Here is a 19,482-nt window from a genome sequence, read left to right as displayed (position 1 = left end):
TATGAAAATCGCATGTGTATGTCAATCAGGATTAGGAACAAGCTTTATGGTACAAATGAATCTTCAAGCCCTTTTACAAGAAATGGGCTTGAACGTGAATGATTTTGAGCTTGACCATATGGATGTTGGATCAGCCACACCAGATTCTGCGGACTATTTCTTTGTAGAGTCCACATTAACAACAGCTTTGCCTAATATTCCGGAAGAAAAGATTGTACCTTTGACTTCCATTATTGATCGCGATGCAGCGCGTGAAGCACTGGTTAAAGTTTTAGATGAAAGAGGGATTGCCCACAACTAAGCAAAAACAGTAATTAAAAAAGAATCGAAAATAAACTTAGGAGAATTAAAAAATGAATGGAGTTTTAAACTTTATTGTCTCTGTTGCGACTACGCCTGCCCTTCTTGTTGGATTAATTGCCATGCTTGGACTGATTTTACAAAAGAAACCAGCAACTGCAGTTATTCAGGGCTCAGTGAAGACCTTTGCTGGATTCTTGGTCTTGGTTGGAGGAGCTGGTATCTTGGTGGGGGCGCTTGCGCCTTTTGGCGATATGTTTCAACATGCCTTTCATGTGAAAGGTATTGTCCCAACGAATGAAGGTGTTGTTGCCTTGGCACTCGTGGAGTATGGGACACCGACTGCCTTGATTATGCTTGTCGGCATGATTGTGAATATCCTGCTCGCTCGCTTTACACGATTTAAATACATCTTTTTAACAGGTCAAGCCATGCTCTACGTTTCTTGTATGGCAGCCGTGATTCTGGTTTCTGCCGGAATGGGTGAAACATGGATGACCATTCTTCTTGGAGGTATCTTTGAAGGAACACTTTTAACAGTTACACCCGCCATTTGTCAGCCATTTATGCGTAAAATCACTGGAACTGATAATGTAGCGATGGGACATACAGGTAACATCGGTTATGCTCTTGCAGGATGGCTCGGTAAAACTTTTGGTGATCCCGATCCTGAGAAGTCCACCGAAAAACTAAATATTCCTAAATCATTGGGCTTTTTGCGAGATTCTACCGTATCCATTTCCTTACTGATGGCTGCAGTCTACATTCTTTTAGCCATAGCCGCAGGCCCAACTTATGTTGAATCGGAGCTTTCTAACGGTACAAACTTTGTGATTTTCTCACTTGTTCAAGCAGGAACTTTTGCAGCTGGTTTCGTCGTTGTTCTACAAGGGGTGCGCATGATTTTAGCTGAAATCGTACCGGCCTTCCAAGGGATTGCCCAAAAACTGGTTCCCAACTCAAAACCGGCTTTAGATGTGCCAATCGTCTTTCCTTACGCACCAAATGCGGTATTGATAGGTTTCTTCGTTTCCTTTATCACAGGATGTTTATCCATGGTTGCGATGCTTGTTATGGGAACAACGGTTATCATTCCGGGTGTTGTCGGGCATTTCTTCTGTGGAGCAGCAGCAGCAATATTCGGTAATGCCAATGGCGGACGACGTGGAGCAGTAATCGGAGCAATCGCCAATGGTCTCCTCTTATCTTGGTTACCCCTTTTCATTATTCCATCTTTGGGGGCCTTCGGAGCAGATGCCTCAGCCACATTTGCGGATACAGATTACCTGATTCCAGGTATCATTGTTGGCCGAGTGGGTGAAATGGGATCTGGTGCGATTGCCGCTCTTATCTTAGGCTTCCTCGCTATTGTTTTGATTCTCAGTGCAGTCTTAAATGCCAGAGATAAAGCTAAAGCTTAAGTCAATGTCAATGTTTACAAAAATCAGTTTTCGCTCAGGAAATCTGATTTTTTAGTAAGATGAAAATAAAAAACGTTTTCAATTATGTTATAATAAAATGTATTATCAAAAGATTAAATGGAGAAAAATATGTTTGACAACACCGATCAGTTAGCTGTAAATTCAATCCGTACTTTGTCAATGGATGCTATCCAAAAAGCAAACTCTGGACATCCAGGATTGCCAATGGGTGCGGCACCAATGGCTTATGTTCTTTGGAGCAAGTTTTTGAATGTAAACCCACAAACAGGACGTAAATGGTCTAACCGCGACCGTTTTGTCCTTTCTGCAGGACACGGTTCGGCAATGCTTTACAGTCTTTTACATTTGGCAGGATACAAAGTATCAATAGATGATTTGAAAAACTTCCGCCAATGGGGCTCAAAAACTCCAGGACATCCTGAAGTAGACTGGACAGATGGTGTAGAAGCGACTACAGGTCCTTTAGGACAAGGTATCGCCAATGCTGTTGGTATGGCAATGGCCGAAGCACATTTAGCTGCTACTTACAATAAACCAGATTTTGATATTGTGGATCACTATACTTATGCCTTAAATGGTGATGGTGACCTTATGGAAGGTGTTTCTCAAGAAGCAGCGTCACTCGCTGGTAAGTTAAAACTTGGAAAACTTGTACTTTTCTATGATTCAAATAATATCTCTCTTGATGGTGATTTGGATAAATCATTTATCGATGATATTAAAATGCGTTTTGAAAGCTACGGTTGGCAACATATCTTGGTTAAAGACGGCAACGATTTGACTGAAATTGCAGCAGCTGTAGAACAAGCAAAAGCTGAAACTGAAAAACCAACAATTATTGAGGTTAAGACTGTTATTGGATATGGTGCTGAAAAACAAGGCACGTCAGCAGTACATGGTGCTCCTCTTGGTGCAGAAGGTATTGAATTTGCGAAGAAAGCTTATGGATGGGACTATCCAGAATTCACTGTTCCCGAAGAAGTTACTGAGCGTTTCCGTCAAACATTGAATACACGTGGCGAAGCTATGGAACAAGTATGGAACGATACGTTCACAGCTTACGCTGAAAAATATCCAGATCTTGCTGAACAATATGTAAAAGCGTTTGAAAATGAAACACCTGAACTTGAATTAAGCAAGCATGAACTTGGTTCAAGCAAAGCTTCACGTGTAACTTCACAAGAAGCTATCCAAGAACTGTCAGCACAAATGCCAAACCTTTGGGGTGGTTCAGCTGACTTATCAGCATCAAACAATACAATGGCTAAAAATGATACAGACTTTATGCCAGATAACTATGCTGGTCGTAACATTTGGTTTGGTGTCCGTGAATTTGCGATGGGCGCAATTATGAACGGTATTGCTCTCCATGGCGGTACACGTGTTTATGGTGGTACATTCTTCGTTTTCAGTAATTATATGCTTCCTGCTGTCCGTATGGCTGCACTGCAAGAATTGCCTGTTACATATGTTTGGACACACGATTCAATCGCGGTTGGTGAAGATGGTCCAACACATGAACCTGTCGAACAATTGGCTTCAGTACGTTCTATGCCAAACTTAGATACGATCCGCCCTGCAGATGGTAATGAAGTTGTTGCCGCATGGCGTCGTGCAGCTTCAAGCAAAAAACGTCCAACAGCGCTTGTTTTGACACGTCAAAACTTGCCAGTTCTTGAAGGAACAGCACAATTGGCTGAGGAAGGCCTCAATCGTGGTGCCTACATTCTCTCCAAAGAAGAAGGTGAACTTGAAGGAATTATCATCGCAACAGGTTCAGAAGTAGCACTTGCGCTTGAAGCTAAAAAAGAATTAGGAAAAGGCGTACGTGTTGTTTCTATGCCTTCAATGAATATCTTTGACGAACAATCTGCAGAATATAGAGAAGAAATTCTTCCGAAAAATGTCTGCTGCCGTTTGGCTGTCGAAGCAGGAACAAGCTTCGGCTGGGCGAAATATATTGGTTTAGCTGGAGCCACTGTAACCGTAGATAAATGGGGCGCTTCAGCACCTGCAAATATTGTTTTACCAGAGTATGGCTTTACAGTAGAAAATGTTGTAAAAACATATAAAGAAATGAAAGAAAACTGTCCTAAAGATTGCTGCTAATCCCAGATGGTGCCGTGAAAAGCTTTTGTTACGCGGAGACTCACAGATTATGTTATAATAAGCTTATGCGATGAGTCGATGCTCTACTTTGGTAGATTATTGAAGCACGGGAGTTCTGGAACATTGGGTTGTTCGTGCAGGAAGCATGAGAACTTGTTAGCGCGTGTGAACCGTTCTGACACAACGAAAGTTGCCCGAAAGACTTCTCTTTTGAGAGGTCTTTTTTTGTGAAATAAAGAGTGGAGTGAGCTGTTGTTTCCTTTGGAATTAATGCTATAATAGAGGTATGTAAATTTATCTATTATATTTTAGGAGAGACTATTGAGCGTAATGATGTACAGCCTTTTTGATGTAGAGGGTAATGCAGAAGCGATAATATCTTATACAGAAAATGCGATGAAAAAAGAAGGAAAAACTTCAGAAGAGATAGAATTGTATAAAGCTGAAGTTGAAAACAGTGATTATCCCGGTCTTGTCAGTGTATCTGTGAGTATGCTGGATGAGTTAAATGGGATGCACACCCGTCAAGAAGTGAAACATATAAAGTAAGTAAAAAGTGGGTATTTCAAAACTATCCATTTTTTTGATAGAAAAATAATAATGTCTTGAAAGTATCTGAAATGCAGGTAATATAAGGTTTTCTCAGCTATTTACCTTGTGAAGTTTGTGAATTCACAAACTTCACAAGCGCTTACAAAAGAAATGCGAATAAAGTGTGCTAAACTTATATTGTAAAAATATTTACAAGCTTTTACAATAAAAAAAGGAGATTTTCCAACATGAAAATCGTTATTATAGGCACAAATCACGCAGGTATTGCTGCGGCAAATACATTATTAGACAACTATCCTGGTCATGAAATTACCATGATCGATCGTAACAGTAACATGAGTTACTTGGGCTGTGGGACAGCCTTATGGGTGGGCCGTCAAATTGATCAACCGAATGAACTTTTCTATGCACGACCAGATGATTTTGAAGCAAAAGGAGCGAAGGTGTTGACGGAAACTGAAGTTTCATCAATTGATTTCGAGCAGAAAAAAGTGTATGCCACAACAAAAGCCGGAGAAGAGCACGTGGAAGATTATGACAAACTCATTCTTGCTATGGGTTCAAGACCAATCATTCCTAAAATTACAGGTAATGAATTAGAAGGTATTCATTTTCTTAAACTCTTCCAAGAAGGACAAGCAGTGGATGAGGAGTTCGCTAAAGAAGAAGTGAAACGTATTGCCGTTATTGGGGCGGGCTACATTGGTACAGAAATCGCTGAAGCGGCGAAACGTCGCGGAAAAGAAGTTTTGCTCTTTGATGCGGAAACTACATCTTTAGCTTCCTATTATGATGAAGACTTTGCGAAAGGAATGGATGAAAACCTTGCAAACCATGGCGTAGAGCTTCATTTTGGTGAAACTGCCGAGGCTTTTAAAGGCACAAATGGCCGAGTTTCTCAAATTGTGACTAATAAAGGGACCTATGATGTGGATATGGTAATTAACTGTATCGGCTTTACGGCAAACAGCACCCTTGTGGGAGATAAACTGGATACGCTTCGAAATGGAGCAGTGAAGGTAGATAAGCATCAACAGACAAGTAATCCTGATGTCTACGCAGTCGGCGATGTGGCTACGATTTATTCTAATGCTTTGCAAGATTTCACATATATTGCTCTTGCTTCTAATGCGGTACGCTCAGGGATTGTTGCTGGGCATAACATTGGCGGAACAGTCCTCGAATCAGCTGGTGTTCAAGGGTCAAATGGTATCTCGATCTTCGGCTATAATATGACTTCTACAGGTTTTTCTGTTAAAGCCGCACAAAAATTTGGTTTAGAAGTTGCTTACACTGATTTTGAAGATAAGCAAAAAGCTTGGTTCCTCCATGAAAATAATGATACGGTGAAAATTCGTATTGTTTATGAAAAATCAAGTCGACGTATCGTAGGCGCGCAAATGGCGAGCTACGGGGAGATTATCGCGGGGAATATCAATATGTTCAGCTTGGCTATCCAAGATCAAAAAACAATTGATGAACTTGCGCTTCTCGATTTGTTCTTCTTGCCCCACTTTAACAGCCCTTATAACTATATGACTGTTGCTGCTTTAAAGGCAGAATGATATCAAAGTGTAACGTTGAAATCGAAGGATATAAGACACAAAAAATCACTAAAATACTCTTTAGTGATTTTTTGTGCAATTAAGTTACATTTGTGCAATGTTGCCTAATGTTATATAATAGAAAAAATTGACGAGGTAAATGGAGGAAACAGTATTGTGTTAAAATATTTAGACGAAGATGATTTTAAAAAGCTTCAAATTTTATATTATTTAGAAAATCATCATCTCTCTACGGTACTTTTTGATGACTTAATTGAAGAATTACACCTTAATAATTATCAAGTCAAGAAGCTCTTATCTGAGATACAATCAGAAATTAAATCTTGGAAATTAGAAAATTATTACCTCATCGATCTCCAGACGCAGAAAAGTTTCGTACGTTATGAAAGAAGAACCCAAGGAAACATCATGCTTCTTTTAAATCATTACGTTAAGAGATCACAGATGCAAGCCTTGATTCGAGCAGTCTTTACTGAAGAAGTGAACAAAATTGCTGAACTCGAAGATGTTGTCTTTTTATCAAAGTCAGCCACGTATAAACTGGTGAAAAAATTTACGGATTTAACGAGGGAATACGGTGTAACAATTGATAAAAACATGCGCTTTGTCGGTGATGAATGGAAGATTAGAGAGTTTTGGACTAATGTCAAATATTTAGACACAAAATGAGCTATATTTTCTTAAAATAGTTTTCTTCTTTCTGATTTGGAGTTAAACCATTGTTTGCGGAATGAGGATTATAGTTGTTATAAAACTGTTCGATGTATTCAAAGCAAGAGAGTTGAACTTCTTGAATGGAGTGATAAGTTCTTCTGTTTATTTCCCGTTGTTTGAGGTACTTGAAAAAGGCCTCAGTGACAGCATTATCATAAGGATATCCAGGTTTGGAGTAAGAAGCAAGCAATTGATGCTCATCTAATATTTTTCTAAAGGAAGCTGATTTAAATTGGCTACCTTGATCCGAATGAAAAATGATTGGTTCCTTAGGCTTCCTCTTATTTATAGCCATCCCTAATGTGTCACAGGCAAGTTTAGCATCAATCCTGTCACTTACTTTCCAAGCAATACATTTTCTAGAGTAGAGGTCAAGGATGGCGCAGAGATAAACATGCCGTCTATGTCCTATAGAAATATAAGTGAAATCAGTTGTCCATACTTGATTCGGGGACTTAGGATTAAATTCTTGTTTAAGGAGATTATCAGAAGAAAATGCAGGAGAGTGTTTTGATTTAACTCTAGGTTTAATCGTTGACATTTTAGGGAGTGTCATAGACTTTAGAAGTCTTAAGATACGCCCCTCAGAAATATTAACGCCATAATCACGCAGGAGAATAATTTTAAAAGCTCTCGTTCCAATTCTTTTCTTGGCTTTCATATAAATCTCAAGGAGTAATTTTCTCAAGCGTTGATTTTCTATTTCACGTTTTGAGGGCTTCTTGTTTATGAAGTTATAGTAGGTGGAACGATTGACATGTAAAACACGACAGAGCATAACTGTCGTGTGTTCAAATCGGAGTCTATAGACTGCTTTTAATCTCACTTGGAGTTTTGCATGAATATGGCACTTGCTTTTTTTAAGATAAGATTTTCTTCTTCGAGTTGGGCATTCCTTTTTTGTAATTCTTGAATCTGTTTAGCAGTCAAGACCGTATTATCTTCAAGACGAACTTGAGAGTACTGGTTGATCCATTTTGCAAGTGCAGAAGGGGAGACACCATAGTCTTTACAGAGTTCGGATTGAGTTTTACCTGTTTGGTAGAGATTAACGAGAGATTGCTTAAATTCCTCGTCGTAACGTTTAAAACCTGACATAAAAGTCCTTTCATTTTTGTGTCTTAATAGACAGATTATAACACACAATTTTCTGTCCACTTTTTTTTATAGTATAGCTCCAACATTAGATGATCCTAAAGTAGTGACCCTAAATACTCTAGGAGGATCAGTTTTTGATCCCACTGTGAATTCAAGTAACAATTTTCCTATAACGATAGCAGGAAATGGATTAAGGACACATACTTCAACTACAGCAGCCGTATTTGATGCAAATCTCCCAGATTTGGTTACACCTAACCAAAATAATCTGAGCACGGGAGATATCTGGTACAGGCAAAACACAGGAACAATCACTGGCTTAGGTGCTAACGCTAGTTCTGCTTTGGTACCTAATAATTATTCGAGTGCAGATTTAACAGGTATGAAAACTGCCAAATACATATCCTGGTATCAGCCGATAGGCTTCTGGATGGATGCAGCTAAATCATCTATGGCAAGAAGTTTTAATATCTCTTTAAACCCCAACGATAGCAATGGCACACCAGCCGATAGCTCATGGTCAAATTTAATTAATGGAAATGAGACACAAACCTTGGTTGTAGGGGATGATCGGGGACAAGCACCAAACTTTAATCTTTCGGTAACCATGATGCAAAATAATTTTGCAGATAATATCGACTATTATTGGAGTAATCCTGGCAATCCAGCAGATAACAAAACGTTGGGTACTGGCTTGGCTGTGTCTATTGCCTCAGTAACTTCAGATACAAGTTTGCCTTCTTTTATTTCAATGGCGAATGCAGGGCAAAATTATACATTGACTGCTCCACAAACTTCAGGAATAAAAATTAAAGCAAAAAATACACTATTGACGCAAACAGGAACACCATCTGGTACCTTTAAATATACCATCGCAGATGGACCAGCATAGGAGGAGAGGAGAAAAATGAAACGATTTTTTATAATGGGTGCAGTTCTGTCTGTTGCTCTTCCAAGTATGCTTGCAGTTAATCAGGTGTCAGCAGCAGTTCCCGTTATTGCACCTAAGGCAACGATAACGATCACTCAAAAGCTTACAGCAGGAAATATTATTCTCTCAGAAAGTATGGCAAAGACGCTTACTGAAAGCCAACTTCAATCTTTCATGGAAGTAAAAGGGCAAGATTTATCAGGCCTAAAGCTTGATGGAAATACTTTAGCGACTGCCAATGCTGGGCTAAAGGGTAAAGATTATATTGATATTCCGGTTACATGGTCAACGACAAATGAAACAGCACAAGCACATCTTGTCGTGGTTTCTGATGATGCAGTCATTTCCTCTGATCGTCAGAGAGCGATCAATGCATATCCCGTAACTTTAGGGCAGGATATCGCGAATACGATTGGAGCAAACAGTGATCAACCAACACTTGATTATTATACGCAAGCGAAAGCTTATCATTCTGACGGAACAGTGAGTTCAGCTGCTTTAGAAGATTCTGCTGCATACTTTACGGCCTTGAAGAATGCTCAATCTAATGACATTGTCGATGTGACTTATAATTTTTCGAGCTCAGATAAAAGCATTTCAAAAACTGTTGCTATATCAATATTTACGGGGAGTCTAAATTTCACCAGTGCACCATCAACAATGGATTTTGGACAGCTAAAAGTTAAAAATAGTAATGTGGTTGATTTTCCTGCCTATACTCAAGATCTCGTGGTTACAGATACAAGACAAAGCAGCAAAAATACAGGATGGACAATGTTTGTTAAAGAAACTCAGCCGTTAGTTGAAGTTGATGCTACAGGCACACCAATTACTGGCGGTCATTCACTGGCTGGGACTTTATTCTTTAGTACTGATGGCACCAACAATACCGCGCTTTCAGCAAGTAATGCTCAAGTAGAAAGTCAGCCAAGTGGCACAAATGGTGGAACCTTTAATCTCAGTCAAAATTGGGGGAGCACAACGAAAAAAGGACTCTATCTTGATGTACCTGTGACTCAACAATATGCTGCAAAATATAAAGGAGAACTGACGTGGACATTGTCGGATGTTCCAGGTAATAAATAAGAAGAAAAAGGAGATTTTAAATCTCTTTTTTTTATGGAGAAGAAAACAAGTAAAGTTGTTACACAAGTCGTGTTATAATAGGCTCATGTTAACTTTTTTAATACTAGTGTTGGTTCTCATTTTTTTAGTTCATATGTTTAGCTTAGGTCTATTCATGTTTATTGAAAATAAAAATCGCAGCATTTGGATTCAACAACCCCAAAGCAATGATCCTCTTTATCCCGAATGGTACGCTTTTATGCAAGCCAAAAAAGAAGAATGGTGTTTACAGACACACGATAATTTAACGCTTAAGGCCTGGTATTTACCAGCGACAAAGCCGACAGATAAGACTATCTTGTTGGCTAACGGGTATAAATCTGTTCGAGACAGATATGGTGCTTTTGGTTGGCTCTTTCATGAACTGGGCTACAATGTCCTCATGCCGGATTATCGTGCAGGTGCAAAAAGTCCAGGAAAATTCATTGGTTTTGGTTGGTTAGACCGTAAAGATAACCTAGGCTGGATTAAACAGATTATTGAGAAAAATCCTAAAAGTGAAATCGCAATGTTTGGTATTTCGATGGGTGCCTCTGCAACAATGATGCTTTCGGGGGAAAACTTACCTGAACATGTTAAGTGTTTTATTGAAGACTGTGGTTATGATACGGTTTGGAACGAGTTGGCTCATAAAGCAAAGCATGATTATCATTTGCCACAATTTCCGCTGATTCACCTCCTTTCTTTTTGGTCTAAACTTTTTGCGGGGTACGGTTGGAAGGAAGCCTCGTCAATTACGCAATTAAATAAAAATACGAAGCCGTTCCTCTTTATCCATGGAGATCAGGATACTTTTGTTCCCATGGAAATGGTGCATCGAAACTATGAAGCAACAAAAGGGCCAAAGGAAATCTATATTGCAAAAGGAGGTCGACATGTGCGGTCTTACGAAATAGATAAAGAAAAATATCGCGAAGTAGTAGCAAACTTTTTAAAGACTTATTTTTAATTGAAAGAAAATCAAGGAGGTGCGATGTACATAAGCGCAAAGGAAATAGAGGACTACATATCACAGTCGCCTAATCCACAACTTTTAAGACAAGTTACGCAGTTGGTTAAGACAGTGTTTCCAGATGAAAACTTGCGTTATTTTGATAATGGAAGAACTTTTTCCGCTCTCGCTTTGGGAGCAAATCCTCATCCAAGTCCAGGATATGAAGAAGCTGGTATGCTTAATATTTCTGCTCAAAAAAATTATGTTGCGCTCTATTTTTATGGAAGTAATGTGACTTTACAGGAGCGATTTCCAAAGTCAGTTATAGGACGAGGTTGTTTGCGGATTAAAAATCAAAAGTTTTTCGCAAAATACGAAGAAGATATACGGGAAAGCTTAAAAATGTTAAGTAACGATAAACCGCATGATATGAGGGATTGACGAATATTTGATTGATTTTTTGCTTGCTTTGAGTTATACTTATAGTAAGTATTCTCGGTAGGGATTGGAATGCCAATCCCTTTTATTACGAAATAAGAAAGGTTTTAATTAATAAATAAATGGCAGATATAAAAATTACACCCTTAGGCGGTGTACGCGAATTTGGTAAAAATATGTACTTAGCAGAGGTGAACGAACAAATCTTCGTTCTCGATGCTGGTCTGAAATATGCGGACAGTGACATGTTAGGAATTGACTTTGTTATTCCAGACATTGACTATTTAGTTGAAAATGCTGATCGTGTTGCAGGGATTTTCTTGACGCATGGTCATGCCGATTCGATTGGCGCATTACCTTATATCGTTTCTGAATTACGTGTTCCTGTATTTGGGAGTGAGTTGACGATTGAACTTGCGAAGATTAATGTGCGCAATTATGATGGCAGCAAGAAGTTTAAGGATTTCCACGTGGTCAACGAAGAAACAGAAATTGATTTTGGTCAAGCTGTAATTTCCTTCTTTTCAACAACACATACAATTCCAGAATCAATGGGGATTGTCATTGGAACTGACTCCGGAAATATTGTTTATACAGGAGATTTCCGTTTTGATCCAGCAGTTGCGCTTGGCTATCGTACAAACATGCGACGCCTTGCTGAAATTGGAAGCAGTAAAGTCCTTGCTTTACTTTCAAGCTCACCAAATGCTTTGTCAACGGCTCAATCTGCAAGTGAACATGAAATCTACGAAAAAATATTTGATACAATTGATGAAGCACAAGGCCGTGTGATCATTGCTTGTAACGCAGGGAATCTCGGGCGCATCCAACAAGTCGTTGATGCAGCAATCAAGCTCGGACGCCATATCGTCTTTACTGGTCAAGATATGGACCAAATCGTCGAAACAGCAACACGTTTGAAGAAGTTGCAAATCGAAGATAAAAAAGCAATCATTAAACCAAATGAAATCAGTAAATATGCTGATAATGAGCTTGTCATCATTGAAACAGGACGTATGGGTGAACCCTTAAAAGTTCTCGGTGACATGGCGCACAAACGTCACAAATGGGTGAAAATCAAAGAAGGCGATGTAGCATTTGCTGTAACAACCCCTTCAGTAGCTTATGAAACATTAGTGGCACGCATTGAAAATGACGTTTATCGTGCAGGTGGTGTGATGAAGATGTTGGGTGGAGATTTAAAAGTTTCAGGTCATGCCAATGCGCGTGATTTGCAATTTATGATTGATATCTTACGACCTAAAAATCTTATCCCTATTCAAGGTGAATACCGTGAGTTACGTGCACATGCTGAATTAGCCATGGAAATGGGCATGCTTCCAGAGCACATCTTTATTGCGAAAAAAGGGGAATCTGTTTCATTCAACAAAAAAGACGAAATGATTCCTGCAGGTGTTGTACCAGCAGAAAACGTAATGATTGATGGTTCAGGTATTGGGGACATTGGTTCTGTCGTTTTACGAGACCGTAAAGTTTTGTCAGAAGACGGTATTTTCATTGCTGTTATCACTATCAGTAAGAGCGACCGTAAAATTATCAGTCAAACACGTGTACATACGCGTGGCTTTGTCTATGTCAAAACATCACGTGATTTGATGAAAGATGCAGGAAATTTGGTTAATGAAACCGTTGAAAAATATCTTGCAGGAACAACTTTCGATTGGTCAGAACTTAAGGGCGCTATTCGTGATGCTCTTGGTAAATTCCTCTACAACCAAACACGTCGTAAACCAGTTGTTCTTCCTGTCGTGATGGAAGCGCGTGCCCCACAAGAATTAACACGTCGTTACAAGAGCAACAAAAAGAAAGCAAATAAACCCACTGAAAAGTCTGAATAAGACTTCTAGGACAGGGTTTGTTCAAGAACGTTGAAAAATTATCATATAGTAAAGGCCTGTCTTTTGCTATATTTTTTTGATAATGGCAAGTTCCCAGGGCACAGAACTAGAGGAGAGTAAGCAAGCGACTTATGCAGAAAAATTTAAAAAAATTAACAGCTTTGCAGATTATTTTTATCGCCTTTTTGACTCTTGTCATTGTGGGCGGGACACTGTTGAGTTTACCGATTTCCTCCAAAACAGGACAATTTACTCATCCTGTCGATGCGCTCTTTACAGCTGTATCAGCAACCTGTGTTACAGGTTTAACCGTTATTGATACAAGCGCTCACTGGTCGCTTTTTGGTCAAGTTATCTTACTTTTATTGATTGAAATTGGTGGATTAGGATTTATGACTTTGGTTGTCAGTATCTTTTTATTGCTCAACCAGAAGATGTCGCTTAAGTCCCGCTTGATTATTCAAGAATCATACAGCCTATCTGATATTAGCTCGGGTGTTCGTGTTGTTATCAATGTTTTAATCATTTCTTTTCTTATTCAATTTTGCGGAAGTGTTCTCTTGTCCTTTGCTTTTGTGCCAAAGTTTGGATTGGTTAAAGGTTTATGGTACAGTGTGTTCCATGCTATTTCGGCTTATTGTAATGCCGGCTTTGATTTGTTTGGTAATTCGCTCATGCTTTATGAACATTCTCCTTATGTCTTAATGGTCATCGCCTCGATGATTGTATGCGGCAGTTTAGGTTTTATCGTTATGATGGACCTGCTTAACTACAAAAAGCAAAGAAAATTGTCTTTACATACACGTTTGGCATTGACAACAACAACTTTTCTCATCTTTGGTGGCATGATACTCTTTTTAATCTCTGATTTTGAAAGTGTAAGTAATAACCCAGCAATTTTTACCATGCAGAGTTTATTCTTATCGATTTCTCAGAGAACCGCGGGCTTTTCTATTCAAGAATACACTCTGTTTAGTCAGGCCAGTATCTTTTTGACAATTATGTTGATGATTATCGGTGGTACATCTGGGTCTACAGCAGGCGGTTTGAAGACGACAACAATCGGTGTTCTAGCACTCAATGTTCGTTCAATCATTAAACGTGACAAACATACAAGTTTTAAAAATAGAACTATTCCTCAAAGTGTTGTCAAACAAGCTTATGAGTCTGTTTTTCTTTATTTCTTTATGATGGTTATTGCAACTTTTGCCTTGCTCTTAACCAATCCAAAATTCCGTGTGGATCAGCTCTTGTTCGAAGTTATTTCTGCACTATCGACCGTGGGTTTAAGTATGGGAGTAACTCCAGGACTCAATATCCCAGGTAAAATTATCGTAGGAATTCTTATGTTTATCGGACGCGTTGGTGTCTTTACGATTATTTATTCTCTGAATGCCAAAGACAGTCATGAGTCGCTTTATAAATACCCTGAAGAAAAGGTAATGGTAGGTTAATATGAAATCATTTGTTGTTATAGGTCTGGGACGTTTTGGCTCAGCGGTTGCGAAAACGATCGCCGAAACGGAAGCAGATTTGCTCGTGATTGACCAGAACGAAGATCGTGTCAATCTTTTTAAGGATATGGTTCCTAATGCCATCATTGCCGATGCAAAAGATGAACGTGTCTTGGACGAGATAGGCATTCAAGATTTTGACGTTGCTATTGTAGCAATAGGTGAAGACATCCAGTCTTCTGTGCTAGTTACTATGCTGGCAAAAGATGCTGGAGTGCCTCAAGTAATAACCAAGGCTGTAGATAAAAATCATTATCGTCTTTTGGAAAAAATTGGCGCTGATCGTGTGGTTCTTCCTGAGGTAGAAATGGGACGTAAGATTGCCGAAAGTTTAATCTTTGAGAATATCAGTAATGTCGTGGACATTGCTGAGAATATTGAGTTCGCAGAAGTAAAAGTATGTTCACGTACAATGAATAATCGGGTTATTTCTGAAATTGATGATTTTAATCATTACGACTTAAACATCAGCTATGTTAAGCATATTAATGGAAAAGTTGAAATAGCCTCAGGAGACACTCGACTCATGATTGGGGATTCACTCTTTGTCATTGGTCGTCCTGAAGATATCCAAAAACTTTCTGAACAAAATTAGAATTTTTCCAACTTCTGGTGGATTTAAGCCTCGACAGAATATGGTATAATAAAACTATCTGAATAAAATAATAGAACTGGAATATAAATATGGCTTTTGAAAATTTAACTGAACGTTTGCAAAATGTCTTTAAAAATTTGCGTGGCAAAAAGAAAATTACAGAACAAGATGTAACAGAAATTACGAAAGAAATACGTGTGGCCCTTCTTGAAGCCGACGTTGCTCTTCCTGTAGTGAAAAAGTTTATCAAAGCAATCCGCGAACGTGCGATTGGGACGGAAGTCTCAGAAGCACTGAATCCTGCGCAACAAATTATTTCGATTGTTAACGAAGAATTGACTGCGATTTTGGGTGGCGGCGAAGCGGAGCTGCTCAAATCACCTAAAATTCCAACAATCATCATGATGGTTGGTTTGCAAGGGGCAGGTAAAACAACCTTTGCTGGTAAACTTGCTAAAAAACTTAAAGAAGAACAAAATGCACGCCCAATGATGATTGCGGCTGACGTTTATCGTCCAGCAGCGATTGATCAATTAAAAACATTAGGTGAACAGCTTGATATTCCTGTTTATGATGAAGGAACAGCCGAAAGTCCGGTAAATATTGTTAAAAACGGTCTTGCTCAAGCGCGTGAAGAGCGTAAAGACTATGTCTTGATTGATACGGCAGGTCGTCTCGAAATTGATGATAAACTCATGAACGAGTTGCAAGAGATTAAAGCTCTCGCACAACCAACGGAAATTCTGTTGGTTGTTGATGCCATGACAGGTCAAGTTGCTGCTCAAGTAGCAAAAACTTTTGATGAAAAATTAGATATTAGTGGTGTTATCATTACCAAACTTGATGGTGATACCCGTGGTGGTGCGGCTTTATCTATTCGAGAAATTACAGGTAAACCCATCAAATTTACTGGTACAGGTGAGAAACTGACCGACTTGGAAACTTTCTATCCTGATCGTATGAGCTCTCGTATCCTCGGTATGGGGGACATGTTGACCTTGATTGAAAAGGCTCAAGCGCAGTTTGATGAAGAGCAATCGATGAAGATGGCTGAAAAGATGGCGGAAAACCGTTTTGATTACAGCGACTTTGTGGAACAGCTTGACCAAGTGACAAACATGGGACCAATGGAAGACATTATGAAGATGATTCCAGGCATGTCACAAATGCCAGGAATTGAAAATGTTAAGGTTGATCCGAAAGACATTGCACGTAAACGTGCTATTGTGCTATCTATGACACCAGCTGAGCGTCAATTGGAAGTCGAACTTTCGCCCGCTCGTCGTCGACGTATTGCTGCTGGATCAGGAAATAGTTTTATCGAGGTTAACAAGTTCATCAAGCAATTCAATCAGTCTAAAGACATGATGCAAGGTATTATGAATGGCGACATGAATTCAATGATGCAGCAAATGATGGGCGGCGCTGGCGGTAAAATGCCAAACATGAAAAATATGCCTGGAGGTATGCCAGATATGTCCTCTCTAGGAGACTTGCAAGGTCTTATGGGAGGAGGAGCATCTTCCGGAACACCTGATATGAGCTCTATGTTCGGTGGTGGGCTCAAAGGTAAAGCTACACAATTTGCCATGAAACAAGCCATGAAACGGGCGCAGAAAAAAATGAAAAAAGGTAAAAAGAAATAAAATATAAAAGATACATCTTAAGATGTATCTTTTTGCATGCTAAACATGATATAATTTAGAAGCTTGAAAATGTGAAAATACAATTTTTTAATCTATAAAAATTGAAGGATGGGAATTAATGGAATACTACCAAAATTTTATAAAAAATGAAAAACTTAGAAGATGGGTCGTTTTGGCGTTTCTCATTGCTGTACTCTATTTTGTACGAAGCATTCTCCCACTGATGCTCTTGACTTTCGTCTTCAGCTACCTCGCCTATCGTTTTGTCAGCTTTATCGAGCGAAAAATTAAACTTCCTGGTAAAATAAGTGGTTTTATCCTATATGGTGTCATTCTTTTTTTAATCTACTTAGGAATTACGGAATATATTCCCGTATTGGTAAATCAGCTCACGCACCTCATCAATGCAGTAAGTAAGTTTTACCAGAACAACAGCAATGGCGAGAGTGCGCTGATGGATTCGATATATAATCTTTTTAAAGAATACAACTTGGCAGATAAACTGCAAAGCAGTTTGGGGACTTTGGTTGATTATGTAACCAGCTTTGGGAAAGGGTTACTCATTGTCGTTTTCGCCTTCTTAATGAGTTTCTTCTTCACTATTGATCGTAAAGAAACCAATAAATTTTCAGCTCTTTTCTTGGAAAGTGACTTTGCTTGGTTCTTTGAAGACGTCTATTATCTGGCAAGCAAATTCTTTACAGGCTTTGGTGTTGTCTTGGAAACGCAATTTATTATTGCTCTCGTTAATACCGCTTTGACACTTATTGCGTTAAGCTTCATGGGCTTTCCAGAGTTATTGAGTTTGGGCGTAATGATTTTCTTACTGAGCCTTGTTCCCGTTGCTGGTGTACTTGTCTCTTGTATTCCTTTATCCATCATCGGTTATTCTATCGGCGGGATTAGGGATGTCATCTTTGTGTTACTGATGGTTGCTTTAATCCATGCTCTTGAGTCTTATGTCCTCAACCCGCATCTGATGGCCCATAAGACAAAACTGCCTATGTTTTACACTTTCGTGATTCTTTTCTTAGGAGAACATTTCTTCGGTGTTTGGGGCCTTATCGTGGGAATTCCAATCTTTAACTTTGCCCTAGATCTTCTCGGTGTGAAGGAGATTCCCTTTAAAAAACTTAAAAAATAATCAAAAGTGAGCAAGAATTCCGGGCTCACTTTTAATCTGAAAAGGCAGAGCTATAAAAATAGCCAGTAAAATGTTATAATTACAATGCATACTTTTTCTCTTTTAGATGAAAAGAAGAAGATGAGGAATAAGAGAAGTAAACTTATTACTGATATTACTGATAAGAAAAGGATAAAAAATAAATGACACTACCTACAGTAGCCATTGTCGGCCGACCAAATGTCGGAAAATCGACGATTTTTAACCGTATTGCTGGAGAACGTATCTCGATTGTTGAAGATATTCCTGGAGTAACACGTGACCGTATTTATGCCACAGGCGAATGGTTGAACAAAAAATTCTCGCTTATTGATACCGGAGGGATTGAACTTTCGGATGAGCCCTTCATGACACAGATCCGTGCCCAAGCAGAGATAGCGATGGAAGAAGCGGATGTTATCGTAGCTGTTGTGGATGGAGAAACAGGAATTACTGATGCTGATGAACATGTAGCACAAATTCTCTACCGTACAGATAAACCAGTTATCCTCGTTGTCAATAAAGTAGATAACCCGGAGCGCCGAATGGAAATCTTCGACTTCTATTCACTTGGTCTGGGAGAACCTTATCCTGTATCCGCTGTACACGGCTTAGGGACAGGGGACGTTCTTGATGCAATCATTGAAAACCTGCCAACAGAAACAGAAGAAGAAAATCCAGATGTCATCAAATTTAGTTTGATTGGTCGTCCAAACGTTGGTAAATCAAGTTTGATTAACGCTATTCTCGGAGAAGATCGTGTCATTGCCAGCCCTGTCGCAGGTACGACACGTGATGCGATTGATACAAGCTTTACTGATGCAGAAGGGCAAGAATTCCTCATGATTGATACAGCAGGGATGCGTAAATCTGGGAAAATCTACGAAAATACAGAAAAATATTCTGTAATGCGTGCTATGCGTGCTATTGATCGGAGCGACATTGTGCTTATGGTCATCAATGCAGAAGAGGGAATTCGTGAATACGATATGCGGATTGCTGGCTTCGCTCATGATGCAGGTAAGGGAATTCTTCTCGTAGTAAACAAGTGGGATACACTTGAAAAAGACAATTACACTATGAAAAAATTCGAAGACGATATTCGTTGGAAATTTAAATTCCTTGATTATGCACCGATTGTTTATGTTTCGGCTAAAACAGGTCAACGTCTTCATAAGCTTCCAGATATGATTAAGGAAATTCATCATTCACAAAACCTTCGTATTTCAAGTTCTGTCTTGAATGATGTTATTATGGATGCAGTAGCAATTAATCCAACACCGACAGATAAAGGGAAACGTTTGAAGATTTTCTATGCAACCCAAGTTGCTGTTAAACCACCAACATTTGTGGTCTTCGTTAATGAAGAAGAACTGATGCATTTCTCTTATATGCGCTTCTTAGAAAATCAAATCCGTAAAGCCTTTGTCTTTGAAGGTACACCAATTCATTTGATTGCACGTAAACGTAAATAATAAAAAGCTTGAAGTTAATCTTC

15 protein-coding genes and 2 pseudogenes are annotated in these 19,482 nt (G+C 39.1%); 16 read left to right on the top strand and 1 reads right to left on the bottom strand.

All coding sequences use genetic code 11. The features are described from left to right. Position 1 precedes the first annotated feature (1 nt). The 6 genes from P3G65_RS07675 (at position 2) to P3G65_RS07650 (ending at position 6,637) form a co-directional block, all read left to right on the top strand. Complete coding sequence (locus P3G65_RS07675; RefSeq protein ID WP_003134140.1) at positions 2–301, top strand: PTS sugar transporter subunit IIB; 300 nt, start codon at positions 2–4, stop codon at positions 299–301. A 52-nt stretch (positions 302–353) separates the two neighbouring features. Further along, a complete protein-coding gene (locus P3G65_RS07670) occupies positions 354–1,721 on the top strand; it encodes a PTS ascorbate transporter subunit IIC (protein ID WP_003134141.1) in 1,368 nt (455 codons plus the stop codon). 129 nt (positions 1,722–1,850) lie between these two features. Beyond that, positions 1,851–3,851 carry a transketolase gene (gene tkt, locus P3G65_RS07665; RefSeq protein WP_019291826.1) on the top strand — a complete coding sequence of 667 codons (2,001 nt, stop codon included), beginning with the start codon at positions 1,851–1,853 and terminating at the stop codon, positions 3,849–3,851. Positions 3,852–4,184: 333 nt separating this feature from the next. Continuing rightward, positions 4,185–4,400, top strand: a complete 216-nt coding sequence (locus P3G65_RS07660) for a hypothetical protein (protein ID WP_017370674.1) — start codon at positions 4,185–4,187, stop codon at positions 4,398–4,400. A 230-nt stretch (positions 4,401–4,630) separates the two neighbouring features. Next, positions 4,631–5,968, top strand: a complete 1,338-nt coding sequence (nox, locus tag P3G65_RS07655; RefSeq protein ID WP_003134144.1) for a H2O-forming NADH oxidase — start codon at positions 4,631–4,633, stop codon at positions 5,966–5,968. A gap of 156 nt (positions 5,969–6,124) precedes the next feature. After that, positions 6,125–6,637 carry a helix-turn-helix domain-containing protein gene (locus P3G65_RS07650; RefSeq protein ID WP_238076689.1) on the top strand — a complete coding sequence of 171 codons (513 nt, stop codon included), beginning with the start codon at positions 6,125–6,127 and terminating at the stop codon, positions 6,635–6,637. Here P3G65_RS07650 and P3G65_RS07645 read toward each other — a convergent pair. After that, positions 6,623–7,780: pseudogene (locus tag P3G65_RS07645) on the bottom strand (IS3 family transposase). The gene P3G65_RS07650 and the pseudogene P3G65_RS07645 sit on opposite strands and share 15 nt — an antisense overlap. A gap of 82 nt (positions 7,781–7,862) precedes the next feature. Between P3G65_RS07645 and P3G65_RS07640 the strand changes: the two are divergent. The 10 genes and pseudogenes from P3G65_RS07640 to der all read left to right on the top strand — a co-directional run. Beyond that, positions 7,863–8,672, top strand: a pseudogene (locus P3G65_RS07640) (RTX toxin); the annotation flags it as partial. Between the two features lie 33 nt (positions 8,673–8,705). After that, positions 8,706–9,797: a WxL domain-containing protein gene (locus tag P3G65_RS07635; RefSeq protein ID WP_107106273.1), complete on the top strand. Its 1,092-nt coding sequence runs from the start codon at positions 8,706–8,708 to the stop codon at positions 9,795–9,797. A 154-nt stretch (positions 9,798–9,951) separates the two neighbouring features. After that, on the top strand, positions 9,952–10,785 hold the full coding sequence (locus P3G65_RS07630) for an alpha/beta hydrolase (protein WP_230318208.1): 834 nt from the start codon (positions 9,952–9,954) through the stop codon (positions 10,783–10,785). Positions 10,786–10,809: 24 nt separating this feature from the next. Then, a complete protein-coding gene (locus tag P3G65_RS07625; RefSeq protein ID WP_019291609.1) occupies positions 10,810–11,211 on the top strand; it encodes a hypothetical protein in 402 nt (133 codons plus the stop codon). Positions 11,212–11,330: 119 nt separating this feature from the next. Further along, the gene (locus P3G65_RS07620) at positions 11,331–13,067 is read left to right on the top strand and encodes a ribonuclease J (RefSeq protein ID WP_003134229.1); all 1,737 of its coding nucleotides are present in this window, start codon (positions 11,331–11,333) and stop codon (positions 13,065–13,067) included. A gap of 131 nt (positions 13,068–13,198) precedes the next feature. Then, positions 13,199–14,521 carry a TrkH family potassium uptake protein gene (locus P3G65_RS07615; RefSeq protein ID WP_003134230.1) on the top strand — a complete coding sequence of 441 codons (1,323 nt, stop codon included), beginning with the start codon at positions 13,199–13,201 and terminating at the stop codon, positions 14,519–14,521. Between the two features lies 1 nt (position 14,522). Next, positions 14,523–15,176 (top strand): TrkA family potassium uptake protein, encoded by a 654-nt coding sequence (locus tag P3G65_RS07610; protein ID WP_003134231.1) that lies wholly within the window; start codon positions 14,523–14,525, stop codon positions 15,174–15,176. Positions 15,177–15,265: 89 nt separating this feature from the next. After that, entirely contained in the window at positions 15,266–16,822 is a 1,557-nt protein-coding gene (gene ffh, locus P3G65_RS07605; protein ID WP_003134232.1) for a signal recognition particle protein, read from the top strand. Between the two features lie 118 nt (positions 16,823–16,940). After that, entirely contained in the window at positions 16,941–17,966 is a 1,026-nt protein-coding gene (locus P3G65_RS07600; protein WP_003134234.1) for an AI-2E family transporter, read from the top strand. Between the two features lie 182 nt (positions 17,967–18,148). Further along, on the top strand, positions 18,149–19,459 hold the full coding sequence (gene der / locus P3G65_RS07595; protein ID WP_004256153.1) for a ribosome biogenesis GTPase Der: 1,311 nt from the start codon (positions 18,149–18,151) through the stop codon (positions 19,457–19,459). Positions 19,460–19,482: the final 23 nt, after the last annotated feature.

This window comes from Lactococcus sp. bn62 (assembly GCF_029492705.2).
Classification (GTDB): Bacteria; Bacillota; Bacilli; order Lactobacillales; family Streptococcaceae; genus Lactococcus; species Lactococcus petauri.
The sequence above is the reverse complement of the archived record's forward strand: the minus strand, read 5'-3'. Positions and strand labels throughout refer to the sequence as shown.